The sequence below is a fragment of the Methanobacterium sp. CWC-01 genome (assembly GCF_030323845.1).
Lineage (GTDB): Archaea > Methanobacteriota > Methanobacteria > Methanobacteriales > Methanobacteriaceae > Methanobacterium > Methanobacterium aridiramus.
This window is the reverse complement of record NZ_CP040735.1, coordinates 698,275-711,340: the sequence shown is the minus strand read 5'-3', so window position 1 is coordinate 711,340 and position 13,066 is coordinate 698,275. Positions and strand designations below refer to the sequence as shown.

The 13,066-nt window shown below is 45.0% G+C and carries 14 protein-coding genes and 1 tRNA gene; 8 read left to right on the top strand and 7 right to left on the bottom strand.

All coding sequences use genetic code 11. The features are described from left to right. The first annotated feature begins 59 nt into the window (after positions 1-59). On the top strand, positions 60-527 hold the full coding sequence (locus FGU46_RS03855) for a hypothetical protein (RefSeq protein ID WP_286476646.1): 468 nt from the start codon (positions 60-62) through the stop codon (positions 525-527). A 15-nt stretch (positions 528-542) separates the two neighbouring features. Here FGU46_RS03855 and FGU46_RS03850 read toward each other — a convergent pair whose 3' ends face one another. Both FGU46_RS03850 and FGU46_RS03845 read right to left on the bottom strand, forming a co-directional pair. Then, a complete protein-coding gene (locus FGU46_RS03850) occupies positions 543-2,483 on the bottom strand; it encodes a heavy metal translocating P-type ATPase (protein WP_286476645.1) in 1,941 nt (646 codons plus the stop codon). Next, positions 2,470-2,823, bottom strand: a complete 354-nt coding sequence (locus FGU46_RS03845; protein WP_286476644.1) for an ArsR/SmtB family transcription factor — start codon at positions 2,821-2,823, stop codon at positions 2,470-2,472. The genes FGU46_RS03850 and FGU46_RS03845 overlap by 14 nt, the downstream gene beginning before the upstream one ends. A 98-nt stretch (positions 2,824-2,921) precedes the next feature. Between FGU46_RS03845 and FGU46_RS03840 the strand changes: the two genes are divergently transcribed. Beyond that, positions 2,922-3,005, top strand: a tRNA-Ser gene (locus FGU46_RS03840). 123 nt (positions 3,006-3,128) lie between these two features. Further along, the gene (locus FGU46_RS03835; RefSeq protein ID WP_286476643.1) at positions 3,129-3,725 is read left to right on the top strand and encodes a hypothetical protein; all 597 of its coding nucleotides are present in this window, start codon (positions 3,129-3,131) and stop codon (positions 3,723-3,725) included. A 78-nt stretch (positions 3,726-3,803) separates the two neighbouring features. On the opposite strand, the gene FGU46_RS03830 is transcribed toward FGU46_RS03835, so the two are convergent. From FGU46_RS03830 to FGU46_RS03815, 4 genes are all read right to left on the bottom strand, one after another. Further along, entirely contained in the window at positions 3,804-4,499 is a 696-nt protein-coding gene (locus FGU46_RS03830; RefSeq protein WP_286476642.1) for a methyltransferase family protein, read from the bottom strand. 155 nt (positions 4,500-4,654) lie between these two features. After that, the gene (locus tag FGU46_RS03825) at positions 4,655-5,587 is read right to left on the bottom strand and encodes a heterodisulfide reductase-related iron-sulfur binding cluster (protein ID WP_286476641.1); all 933 of its coding nucleotides are present in this window, start codon (positions 5,585-5,587) and stop codon (positions 4,655-4,657) included. 10 nt (positions 5,588-5,597) lie between these two features. After that, a complete protein-coding gene (locus FGU46_RS03820) occupies positions 5,598-6,074 on the bottom strand; it encodes a GbsR/MarR family transcriptional regulator (RefSeq protein WP_286476640.1) in 477 nt (158 codons plus the stop codon). Positions 6,075-6,091: 17 nt separating this feature from the next. Continuing rightward, complete coding sequence (locus FGU46_RS03815) at positions 6,092-6,670, bottom strand: nitroreductase family protein (RefSeq protein ID WP_286476639.1); 579 nt, start codon at positions 6,668-6,670, stop codon at positions 6,092-6,094. 89 nt (positions 6,671-6,759) lie between these two features. On the opposite strand from FGU46_RS03815, the gene FGU46_RS03810 reads away from it, so the two are divergent. Continuing rightward, positions 6,760-7,443 (top strand): class I SAM-dependent methyltransferase, encoded by a 684-nt coding sequence (locus FGU46_RS03810; RefSeq protein ID WP_286476638.1) that lies wholly within the window; start codon positions 6,760-6,762, stop codon positions 7,441-7,443. Here FGU46_RS03810 and FGU46_RS03805 read toward each other — a convergent pair. Further along, positions 7,412-9,409, bottom strand: a complete 1,998-nt coding sequence (locus tag FGU46_RS03805; RefSeq protein ID WP_286476637.1) for a copper-translocating P-type ATPase — start codon at positions 9,407-9,409, stop codon at positions 7,412-7,414. The two genes, FGU46_RS03810 and FGU46_RS03805, sit on opposite strands and share 32 nt — an antisense overlap. A gap of 225 nt (positions 9,410-9,634) precedes the next feature. Between FGU46_RS03805 and FGU46_RS03800 the strand changes: the two genes are divergently transcribed. From FGU46_RS03800 to FGU46_RS03785, 4 genes are all read left to right on the top strand, one after another. Further along, positions 9,635-10,093, top strand: a complete 459-nt coding sequence (locus FGU46_RS03800; RefSeq protein ID WP_286476636.1) for a GyrI-like domain-containing protein — start codon at positions 9,635-9,637, stop codon at positions 10,091-10,093. Positions 10,094-10,309: 216 nt separating this feature from the next. After that, positions 10,310-11,788, top strand: coding sequence for a TrkH family potassium uptake protein (locus FGU46_RS03795; RefSeq protein ID WP_286476633.1), 1,479 nt, complete (start codon positions 10,310-10,312; stop codon positions 11,786-11,788). A 43-nt stretch (positions 11,789-11,831) separates the two neighbouring features. Further along, entirely contained in the window at positions 11,832-12,290 is a 459-nt protein-coding gene (locus tag FGU46_RS03790) for an AraC family transcriptional regulator (protein ID WP_286476632.1), read from the top strand. A gap of 222 nt (positions 12,291-12,512) precedes the next feature. Further along, on the top strand, positions 12,513-13,004 hold the full coding sequence (locus tag FGU46_RS03785; RefSeq protein WP_286476631.1) for a TIGR00288 family NYN domain-containing protein: 492 nt from the start codon (positions 12,513-12,515) through the stop codon (positions 13,002-13,004). Positions 13,005-13,066: the final 62 nt, after the last annotated feature.

Below are 13,066 nucleotides of genomic sequence, written 5' to 3'. Positions count from 1 at the left end.
TACTTATATATTAATAAATAATAAATTATTAAAAAAATAAGATAAAGTGGGGTAGAAGTATGACTGAGGATAATAAAAACAATAATCAGAACTCCAAAACCGTGTACACCAGAAATGATTACATTAGAAAGGCGTTAGGGTTATCGGTAATAGTATCTTTTTCACTCTTGAGTATCTGGCTGGGCTTTTCAACAGCCAGTGGTGGAAACGTCTACTGGGGATTAGGAACAGTTGGATTCGGAACTTTCTTTGCCATGCTGGCCGGGACATTTCTAATTACTGATAACTGGGAACTGGCTGATGGAGAGTTTAGAAAAGCCCTCACCATCTCCATTATTTCTGTCTACTTCTTCAGCCTGGCCTTCGCCAACCAGATACAAGCCGAAACAGTGATAAATGCCACTAAAACCACAGCCACAGTAGTTCCAAGCAACATCGTGGGCGGTCTTTTCAACAACCTGTGGGCAGTGGTTCTGTTAATCATCGGCTTCTACTTCGCTGACAAGGTAGTGGCCAGTAAAAAATAGTGTCCAAATAAAGATTCACAGGGATTTTCCACTCCCAATCCGAAGCGCATTTAATATCACCGCCAAACTCAGGCCCATATCCCCAATACCCACCGCCATCCACAGGGTCACAAAGCCTAAAACAGCAAATAGTGCAAATGAACTCTTAACCAGTACAGAAAGGGCCACATTCTGCCTTACCACCCTCATGGTCCTTCGGCTGAGTTTAACCAGGTACTCCAGTTTGGACAGATCATCGTGTAAGAGGGCAATGTCTGCACTTTCCATGGCCACGTCTGAACCTGCAGCACCCATGGCGATCCCAATATTGGCTAAGGCCAGGGCCGGTGCGTCATTGACCCCATCCCCTACCATGGCTACGTGTCCGTAGCGGGAGACCATTTCCTCAATTTTTTTTACCTTATCTTCCGGCAGCAGATCGTGATGGAATTCGTCCAGCCCCAGCTGTGAAGCCACCGCCAGGGCTGTTTTTTCATGGTCTCCGGTGAGCATCACCGTCTTTATACCATTATCCTTTAGGTACTGTACTGTGTTCCGGGAACTATCACGGACCCGGTCCATCAGTCCCAGAATGCCTATTATCTCCTTTTCATTCCCCACCAGAACCGTAGTTTTACCTTCATTCTCCAGTTCTTCTAACATCTCCCTGGGGAAGTCCAGGCCTTTAAAAAGACTTTTTTTCCCTATATAGAACTTCTTATTATTTATTATACCTTCCAAACCGTTCCCTGTTAAAGATTTGAAATCATGAACCGCGTACAAATCCAAATCAGCCTTATGTGCCTTCTGGGTGATGGCCCGTGCTAAGGGGTGCTTGGAATGGGACTCCAGAGACGCCGCAATTTTCAAAACCTCACCGGTACTGTAGCCATTTAGGTCCAGTACCGTGGTGACTTCTAGCTGTCCTTCGGTGAGGGTTCCCGTCTTGTCAAAGACCACAGCCTGAACTTTACCCATTTCTTCCACGTATTCTCCGCCTTTTATGAGCACCCCGTTTCTGGTGGCGGAGGTGATCCCGGAGACCATGGAGACTGGGGTGGATATAGCCAGGGCGCAGGGACAGGACACTACCAGGAGAACCAGGGCGCGATAGAACCACTCATCGAAAGACATTCCCCAAAATAGGGGTGGCACCGTGGCCACCACCACTGCCAGCAGTATAACGGTAGGCGTATAGTAAGTGGCGAATCGGTCTATGAACTTTTCAGTCTTTGATTTCCTGTTTTTAGACTCTTTCACCAACTCGATTATCCTGGCGAGGATGGTTTCGGTATCTTTCCGGGTGACCCTAACCTCCAGGTACCCTTCCGTGTTTATGGTACCGGCAAAAACATCATCATCCACTTTTTTGGTGACTGGAATACTTTCCCCGGTGATGGTGGCCTGATCCACTGCAGACACGCCTTTAACCACCACTCCATCCAGGGGTATCTTATCCCCGGGCCTTACCACCACCTGTTCACCCACCTTCACACTGTGCACGTGCACTTCCAGCTCCCTCCCCTCTTTAAGGACGTGGGCTGTTTGTGGTGCCAGTTTTAAAAGAGATGCTATGGATTTTCGCGCTCGCTGACTGGCGTAGTCCTCCAGAAACTCGGCCACGTAGAACAGGAAAAACACGGCGGCTCCCTCCTCGCCATGGCCTATTAGGAATGCTCCTACAGCGGCAATGGTGATGAGGAGGTTCATGTTGAACTTGAACTTCAACAGACCTTCCAGAGCACCTTTAACAATCCCGTATCCTGAAACCACCACCACCGATAGAAATATGATCTCCGCCGGGAAACTCAATTTAAGAAAGTTCTCCAGGTACACGCCTACGGTGAAGAGGATGGTTGAGACGGAAATTATTAAAAGGGGACGTTGTTTCCAGGATTCTTCCTTTTCTTCAAACACATCTCCTCCACAGCAACTGCAGGTGCTTTCTGCCGGGGATGAGCAGTCATTCCCGGGCATGTTCCACACCCATCTTTAAAAATTGGACTACGTGCTGGTCGGCCAGGGAGTAGTAGGCCATCTTACCTTCCCGACGATATTTAACCATGTTACGATTCCTTAACTGCCTTAACTGGTGGGAAATAGCCGATTCACTCAGCCCCAGTATGTTGGACAGGTCGCAGACACACAACTCTTCTTGGGAAAGGGCGAAGAGCATCTTCACCCGGGTGCGATCTCCTAGAACCTTAAAATCATCTGATACATGGTTGAAAACCTCATCCGGAAGCATTTCCTCCTTCACTTTGCGGACGGTGTCTTCGTGGATGCAGCGCTCCTCACAGACATCATTCATTTTCATATGAATAGATGCTCATATGAGCACATAAAGGTTTTGGATAAATCAACATCCTAAAACTTTAAGAAAGTAGAAGTTTACATAAGATAGATAATCAGTTAGCCGGGATAGTCTAGTCAGGTAAGGCGTAGGATTCGAAATCCTATGAGCGACGCTCACCCTGGGTTCAAATCCCAGTCCCGGCGTTTTAAATTAAAAAATTTTTTTTATAATTAGGGTTTAGTAAAGAATATATCCTGGGGATCGAGATAAGATTTTAAATTATGATCTTCATAATAAGTTATGTATAAACAGAGGGTGCAAAAAAGATGAATAGAAATATTTTGGCCTTAATTATTCTTGTAGTGGCGATAGTTGGACTTTATGGATTGTTTTATGCCGCGGTTGCAACGGTTTTAATGCCGCAGGACTTAGATAGGTTTAAAGCTGATTTAGATACCCTATCACAGACTCCTACAATCAATGAATCAGATATTGCCGAGCTGGAAGATGCAGCGGGGGTTATGGAAAGTTACTCTCCATTGAAGTACTTGTCTCCAGATCAGAGGGCAGCGATGGCGAATGGCATTCGAAATAAAAATAATGTACCCCCTGAATTATTAAATCAAAATTTCACTGAGTATAATAATTACAATAATTATAGGGCAGAAGCATATGCTCTAGTTTTAAAGGAAGATCTTTCTAGGCAGATAAAGAATCTCTCAAATACCTATAGCAATCTTTCGAGTTTAAATGATGAAATAATGTCTATTAGTCAAAAAATGGCCACCGACTTTGAAAATGGAGATAATGACGCCTATGCTGAGGACTTAAGAAACATGGCCAACCATATGAAACAATACAATAATGAAATGGCTTTATTAAAGACCCAGCTTCAAACCATAGTTAATCAGTTGGGTGAATAGAATTACGAGTTAAATCTAAAAAACATACTATCAAGATATCTAGGTAACAAGTCCGTATTCATCCATGAGGCGGTCATTCTACCACAAACCAGGCAGAATCCGATACCTGGTTTTTCTGGTGTACTCCTGATATCCCTCTAATTCAGCCTGAAGCGTTTTATCCTCCAGATAGGTGCGGACCACCAGGAGGACTATGATCAGGAGGCTGTACACCAGGGTCAAACCGGACCCGAATATCAGGGGCATAGCCAGGTGCCATAGTATTCCGGACAGGTAACCAGGGTGCCTTACTATCTGGTAGGGCCCGGAGCCGATAACTTTCTGGCCACGTTCCCTCTGTATCCTGACGGTGGGTTCGAAGAAGGGATTCTGGACCATGGCCCACACAATCAGTACATCGGAGATGATGAACAGAATTATACCTACCACCATATACTCCAGTCCCAGATAGAGCCAGTGGATATGTCCCAAATCCCATCCTGCCACGAAAAACTGACCATAAACGCCCAGGAAGGTGTAAATTAGGAGGATATATTTATCCCATTGTTTAGTGTCCCCACGAAAAGCAGAACCACCACGATAGTGAATTAACTCGTGGTTAAACCGGTAGAGGACTATGAAACTCAAAACGTAATAAATGAAGGTCAGGGCAAAGAATAACCAGGCTCTAGGTATTTCCAGTTGACCGGCAGCGGAAAAAAAGATTATGGCCTGGGCTAGGAGACTTAGAAAGAGCCTTAAAAGGTAGCGTAGAGTGTTCACATAATTGCTCATTTCAATCCCCTAGATATCCTTATTTTAGAAGAATTAATATTTTAAGATCTTCTCTTAAATCTTTTCCACTGCTTCTGAAGCTATTCCAACGAATATGCCTTATTTATGGTTTAAAGCAATTCTTTCCAGTTATGGCCATGTGTTCCTCTTCTTAATTAGTAAGGAACAGCTTCCGGGATTAAATCCAGGTTTTCCGATAGCAACAGGTAGAGGTCTTGGACACCCTGGGGCTTTATGGAGGACAGGTTAAGATAGCAGAAGGGACAGTAGGTGACTAACCTCTTCTTATTTTCCAAAGTTTTCACGGCTTTATTGGCTGCTAACAGCTTGTTGTGGGCTATAACGCCACCTCCAGCTCCGCAGCAGGGACTTACTCCATTGTTGATAGCTCCGGGAAGTATCCTCCGCACCTTATCTGCCTTTTCTCGGGCGTGACAGGGGTCCTGTATGTCAAAACTCTCTCGGAGAAGTTCTGATTCTGGTAGTAAGTCCAGAGCAAGAACTACCTCGGGGTGGAATCCCTCTTTTCCAGCATAATATTTATTAAAGGCATGGTAACAACCGGGGCAGATGGTGATGATCCTTTCCACCCCGGCTGCCTTAAAACGGGCTATATTTTCATTTAATACTTCCCGGCCAAAGTCTTCATCACCTAAATTAAATAAGATGTTACCACAGCAGACTTCATCACCCAGGACACCGTACTCCACACCCTGGCTTTTTAGCAAGTATTCTGCGGCTTTAAGTATTTCCGGGGTCTGGTAGGTGGGTGTGCATCCTTTGAAGAGCAAAGTTTTACACTTGAATTCGTCATCGCCATTTTGTGCCCGGCTGATACCATAAGAATTACCCTGCTCTTTGATATTTTCTCGGATCTGGACCAGGTGATCAACCTCCAGGCCTTTACTCACGGCTATTTTCCGGGCTGTGTGATTCAAACCACCTAATCGGCAGTCATTACACAGATTGCAACTGTAAAGGTCCCTCAAATCATGCTCATTCAAAGCACCACTGATTTTTATCTTTAAATTGCAGTACAGAGAATTTAGTGGTGAGCAATCCTCATCATTCACATACTTAGTTTTCATCTTAAAACCTCTATTTAACTCCTTTCTCCAGGGCCTGGATATACTTCCTGCTTTCCTCTTCAATAAACAGAATTTGCTGGTGGAAATCTTTCAAATCTTCCAATTCATCTTTAAATTCTTCCTGGTTCTCATATTTTGCTATTATTTTTGGTATTTTCTTTAAAGCGGGCATGAGACTCTGTTGGTACCTTTTTTTCTGCAGTTCAGTGTATAAGGTGATGATATCCATGTCCATCAGGACGTAAACCTTACGGGATTTGGGTTTTTTAAACCGTTTAACTAGACCACTTTCCTCCATGGCCTTGAGGGCGGTGCTCAGTGCGGATAAGCTGTAACCAGTTGTATCTGCAAGTTCACCGAGTGATACCTCTTCTACTTCACTCTGTAAGGCCGATAAGAGCCGTGATGAGAAATCATCCATTCCCAGAGCCTTAAAACTGTCGTAAAGTGTTTCTTTAAATTCTTCTTTCGGGGAATCTTGTTTCATAATCGAACCTCCTAATACTACCTGAAATAACTGAAGACCTCCTTATTCCTTAGAGGAGCCGGAGGATTTTCTCTGACCTTGTAGCCCAGTGAAACTCCAAAGTGGACTTCATGGTCCGTGGGAATGTGGAACTTTTCTAAGTTTTCTTGATTCTGGAAGTAGAACTTGGCAAATCCTATCCAGCAGGATCCAATATCCATACTCTCTGCTGCCAGGAGCATGTTCTGCACTGCGGCTGAACAGTCAATCAGGGGAGTAGTGGCTTCTCTCTTCCCGGACACGATTATGGCGGTGGGTGCTCTGTGGAAGATGTTAAAATCTTCTACACCCCCCAGCTGGACCATCCATTCCATACCAGATTCTCTCATTACCTCTTTTGCCCCTTCACTGATTTCATGGATGAGCGCCTTATTTTGAACCACTGTAAAGTGCCAGGGCTGATCGTTACGCCCGGTGGGGGCGTATATGGATGTTTCCAATATATTTTCCAATTCGGTATCCTTAATTTGTTCGGGACGGTACTGACGTACGCTTCTCCGACTTTTCAGGGTGTTTATAACTTCATCCATACTACCACTAACTTTTTTTATTTTCATAATTTTCATATTTTATGAAAGTAAAAAATAGTAAGGTGGAATCCTATATAAACTTTGGGGTTAAGTTAAGGATCACTAAGGGGAGTCCCATGTTCAACAAAGATCGCTTCAGGAGAAAACTTCTTAAATACACCCGGAAAGCCTTTTTCAAGTTACCGGATATGGAAAACCCTAAAATTCTCGATTTGGGTTGTGGTACTGGAATTCCGACCCTTGAACTGGCCAGGATAAGTGAGGGGGAGGTTACGGCCCTGGATAATGATCAAAAAGCTTTAAATGAGTTAAATCAAAAGATCAGTCAGTTAAAAATTGATAAAAGAGTAAAGACAGTTAAAGGATCCTTATTCAAATTAAACTTCCCCAAAGAAAGTTTTGACATCATCTGGGCCGAGGGATCCATCTACGCGGTGGGCTTTGAAAGGGGATTAAGGGATTGGAGGTCTCTAATTAAGGATCAGGGGTTCCTGGTAGTGCATGATGATTACCAGGATCATGTGCATAAGCTCCAACTGATCCGGAAGTGTGGATACCGGCTGCTGGACAGCTTTCGGATCTCCCCTGAGATCTGGTGGTCTGAATATTTCCAGCCAATGGAAAAACAGGTCCAAGAACTGCAAAGCAAGGATATCACAGATCCTGAACTTCAAAAGGCCCTAAAAAAGGAAAAAGATGAAATTAATTGGTTTAAAGCCCATAAATCTTCTTCTGTATTTTATGTGATGCAGAAGATTTCATCTGATTCTACTTTTGAATCCTCAAAAACCGGGAATTAACCGCCACAATGATGGTGCTGACTGACATCAAAACTGCCCCCATGGCGGGGGTTAAGAGGATGCCGTAGGCCGATAAAACGCCTGCAGCCAGGGGTATGGCGAATATGTTGTAACCGGCCCCCCAGGCCAGGTTCTCCACCATCTTCCGGTAGGTGGAGCGGGCCAGCCGTATGATGTACAGGGCGTCCAGGGGATTGTTACGGACCAGGATGATATCTGCGGTTTCAATGGCCACATCAGTCCCGGCACCGATGGCAATTCCCACATCAGCCTGAGCCAGGGCGGGGGCGTCGTTAATACCGTCCCCAGTCATGGCCACCACCAACCCTTCCTTTTGTATTTGTTTGATTTTCTCCGCCTTTTCTCCAGGCAGCACCTCGGCGAAGTACTGATCCAGGTTCAACTCCTTGGCCACCCATTCGGCCACTTCGCTTCGATCTCCGGTGATCATGATGGTACTGATACCCATTTTCTTCAAGCCAGAAACAGCCTCCCGGGACTCCGGCCGGATGAGGTCCGACAATAAAAGAGCACCCTCTACCTGGCCATCTATCACCACGAAGACGGAGGTCTTTTCTGGGGAGAAATTCAGCTTTTCATCATCAAAAGATAGGCCCATCTCCTGCAGGTAGCCCGGGCTGACCACCTCCACCTTCCGGCCATTTATATAGCCCTGCACGCCCTTACCTGGCAGGGCTTTAAAATCTTCCACGGGTAAGTGATTTTCAAGGGCTGCAGCCACTCCCCGGGCAATGGGATGTTCAGAGTAGGCCTCCAGGGAGGCGGCGTAATTTAAAATTTCATCAAGTTCCGCTTCTTTGAATGGGATCACCTCACTGACCCCGAATTTGCCCTGGGTCAGGGTCCCGGTCTTATCGAATACCATGGCATCAAGATTCCTGGCCTTTTCAAAAGCGGTGCGGTTCCGGATGAGAAGTCCGTTACTGGCCGAGAGGGCAGTGGAAACCGCTATAACCAGGGGTATGGCCAGGCCCAGTGCATGGGGGCAGGTGGTTACCATGACTGTAACGGCCCTTTCCAATGAAAAGGCCAAATCCTGGCCTATAAAAATTAACCAGGCCAGTAAGGTTATGAATCCTCCGCTTAAGGCGATGATGGTAAGCCACATGGCGAAACGGTCAGCCAGGTTCTGGGTACGGGATTTGGTGCTCTGGGCCTCCTCCACCAGACTAATCACCTGGGACAGGAAGGAGTCCTTACCTGTCTTCTGGATCTGGACCTGGATGGAGCCATCCCCATTAACGGATCCACCAATCACCTGTCCACCCACTGGTTTGTAAATTGGCTCTGACTCTCCGGTGAGCATGGATTCATCAACACTGGTTTGGCCCTTAACAATTATACCATCCACCGGTATCTTTTCTCCCGGCTTCACCAGAACCATATCACCCGGTTTAAGGTGTTCCAGAGGCATTTCCATGGTCTTTCCGTCGGGCATGATGTGGTGGGCGGTACTGGGAAGGAGTTTCACCAGTTCCTCCAGGGCCCGGGAGGCCCCCAGGACTGATCTCATCTCCAGCCAGTGGCCCAGGAGCATGATATCGATCAGGGTGGCCAGTTCCCAGAAGAATAGCTCTCCTTCCAGTCCAAAAACCACGGCACTGCTGTAAAGGTAGGCGGTGGTGATGGCCACTGCCACCAGGGTCATCATACCGGGAGTAAGTGACTTAAGCTCCGTATAAATTCCCTTAAAGAAGGGGTACCCTCCATAGAAGTATACTACTGAGGATAAACCGAAAAGGAGATAGGTATCCCCGGGGAACATCAGGAGTTCATGGACCCCGAAAATATGCTGGATATGGGGTGATAGAATAACGATGGGGATAGTTAAAACCAGACAAATCCAGAAACGCCTTTTATAATCTGAGATCATATGATGATGGTCATGTGGGCGGTGTTCTTCCATTCCATGTTCCATATCCTGATTTTGATGGGAATGATCCATTAAAATCGCTCCTTTGATAAGTAAAGAGGATCATGGTCGATTATAGATTGAAATGACCCTCCCATTAATCTTCTTCCCCATAATATATTGTTGTTCCACCTATAACTAAAAGAGCATTTTTCTAAGGTAATTACTCATTTTGATGACTTGCAGTTTTCATTGATGATAAATTCTATCAACTAGTTACAACAGAAAATCTATAAGAACTTCATGGGAGGTCTATGTATGAAAATCGAAATAAAAAAAGTTCCCGAGTACCAGGTAGCCTTTATCATGCAGAAGGGCAGCTTTGAGAAGATCCCAGAAGCCCTGGGCAAGGTGGTGGGATGGCTCATGACTAAACAGGTGGAGATCCAGATGCCCATTTATGGCATTTACTACAACAGCCCCATGGAGGTTTCTGAGGAAGAATTAACCTGGGAAGTGGGGGCCGCATTCCTGGGAGAACTGGAGGGAGCGGATGATATCCAGATCAAGAAGGTACCCGAGCACGAAGTGGTCTCCACAGTATTTAAGGGACCATACATTGAAGCCCATTCTATCTATGGCGATCTCTTCGAGCACGCCATGAAAAACGGGTACCACATAGCAGGTCCGCCTCTGGAAAGTTATCTTAACGACCCTAATCTGGTTCCGGAATCAGAACTCCTTACTGAAGTGCAGTTTCCGGTGTTGAAGCAGTAGAATTCTTATTTTCCTATTTTTTTATTCTGGAAACTAATTTTTTTTAACTCATTATCCGCAGTGGCTCACAAATTATATATAGTGCGTTTAGTAATATGTCAAGAATTAGTTTGAAAATTAAACAAATGATCGGTTATTTAAGAATCCAGTAGTAATTATTAAAATTAGTTGTTATTATTGCCATGAAATAAAAAGGGGGAATTCCCAACGCGGCAAATGAACAGGTTAAGCAGGCGTGAACTCAAAACCATCATGCACTACAATGGTGGGGTGTGTCTCTTTCTGGGGATTGCAATGTTAATCCCCCTTATAGTATCTTTAATTTATCAGGAATACCAGTATCTAACTTCTTTCTTCTCATCCGCTATTTTAACCATGTTATTTGGTCTGGTCTGTCTCAAAGGTTTTAAAAAAGAAACCACTGTATCTTTGAAGGTGGCCATGGTGTTTTCCACCATCATCTGGCTATTGGTTTGTGCCCTGAGTGCTCTGCCCTACTATCTGTCAGGGGAGCTTTCCTACATCAACGCTTACTTTGAGGCCATGTCTGGATTCACCACCACCGGATTCAGCATGTACCCTAACTTGGATGCTGTTTCCTACACCATCAACTTCTGGAGGGCTTTCACCCAATGGCTGGGTGGGCTGGGAATCATATTCCTGGTCTTAGCCCTTTTAAGATCCACCGGGGCCGATGTCATGCGCCTCTATTTGGCTGAGGGTCGTGACGAAAGGTTACAGCCCAGTATACGCCACACCACCCGGACTATAATCTATATCTACGGATTCTTTACCATCATCGCCATAATCCTCTTTAAAGTGGCGGGTATGAACATTTTTGACTCTATATTCCATGCTTTCACGGCCTTATCCACCGGTGGTTTTGGTATGCATAACACCAGTCTACTTTTCTACAACAGTCTCTGGATCGAGATAGCGGCCATGATCGTGATGATGATCGGGGCTACCAACTTCGCCCTGCACTACACGGTTTTGAAGGGTAACTGGAAGGAATACTTTAAGGATATCGAAACCAAGGTAGCTTACTCCCTCATAATCATAGCCACCCTTTTAGTAACGGTAATGCTTTACAAAAACCAGGTCTATGGGACTGACCTCTTATTAAACTTTAGATACTCACTCTTCCAGATCGTGTCCGCGGTGACCACCACCGGACTGCAAACCGCCTTCTATCCAGATATCATCACCAAATGGATTGGTCTGGGCATATTCCTCATCACTCTGTTGATGGTCATCGGCGCCGGGTCCTGTTCTACTGGTGGGGGTATTAAATGGCTCCGATTCGGTCTGCTGATAAAGGGGATGCTATGGCAGGTTAAGTCCTTCATTTTCCCTGGAAAGGCGGTTCTATCCAAGAAGATTCATCATGTCACCGAATTAGGAGTAACGGATGACGTTATACGGGTGGCAGGGGCCTTCATATTCACCTACTTTTTGGTCTACGTGGCCAGCATCATCATCTTACTTTTCTACTACAACGATTTCCCCCAAGTAATCTTTGAGGTGGCATCGGCCTTAAGTAATGTGGGGCTTTCCAGTGGGTTGATGACAACACAATCTCCCACACTGGTAAAGATAGTCTTCATATTTGACTTCTGGATAGGGAGACTTGAGATCTGGCCGGTACTTCTCTTGATCTCCATCACCATCCAGAACATCATCAACCGGAGGTAATTTTTTTTACTGATAAGACAATATCATATCAAGAGGCGTTATCATGAAAGTTGAGGAGAAGAGGATTGAAGAGGCAAAAGTAGCCTATATCCCCTATCGGGGGAGTTATGATAAGATTCAAGAACTTATCCAGAAAGTAGGCCAGTGGGTGTCGGAGCATGACCTGGAAATGACTGGTCGGGTGTACGGGACCTACTACAACACCCCCGAAGAGGTGGCTGAGGAGGATCTGCAGTATGAGATCGGAATCTCATTTGCTGGTGACGCTTATCAGGATGCTAATGTGGGAGTTAAAGAAATACCCGCCCACACGGTACTAGCTGCAATGCATCAGGGTCCTTACACCGAGGTTGGGCCAGTTATCCATTCCGTGGTGGAATACGCAGTTGAGAATGGTTATGATATTGTGGGGCCCATCACCGAAATATATCTAAACGACCCCAGCTCCACCCCTGAGGATGAACTCTTAACCGAAGTTCACCTACCGGTTATTAAGAAATAAAATTCTATTCTTATACACCTACCTGTTCCGATTTTCTAAAAAAGGCAGCAGAATCCTTTTTTTAGGAAGCATTATGGATAGATTTGGGTGTAAATTTGGCATAAAGATTTAATAATGTTTATTAATAGATAGATATAACAATCTTAGAGTTCAGGATATCCAAAAATTATTGTTGCTTTATATCATCTTATTTACCTGCGCTTTATTATATGGAGAAAAAAAATGCGTCAAAAATTAAATTCATTCAAAGAATACATTCCCCTGGTCAGAGGAAATTCTGACGGAAAGAATGTAGGACTTCTAGTTGATGGTCCTAACATGCTTCGCAAGGAGTTCGGGGTTAACCTGGACACGGTCCGGGAAATAATAGAAGAATATGGGAGTATACGTGTTGGAAAGGTCTTTTTAAATCAATATGCTTCGGATAAGCTTATTGAAGCCGTGGTTAACCAGGGATTTTCACCCATTGTAGTGGCGGGAGAAACTGACGTCCATCTGGCAGTGGAGGCCTTTGAACTCATACACAACCCCAACATAGATATCATTGCCATTATGACCCGTGATGTAGATTTCTTCCCACTGATCAACATTGCTAAAGAGAACGGTAAAAAAACAATTGTCATCGGTGCAGAACCCGGATTTAGTGTGGCTTTACAAAAATCAGCTGACAGTGCCATTGTTCTCACACATAGCAGGTCTCCTGCTCCGCATTAGTTGCTTTATTGGACAAAATCTTATTAATTTATTTTAAACATGTCTTTCTTTTCTTATTCTAA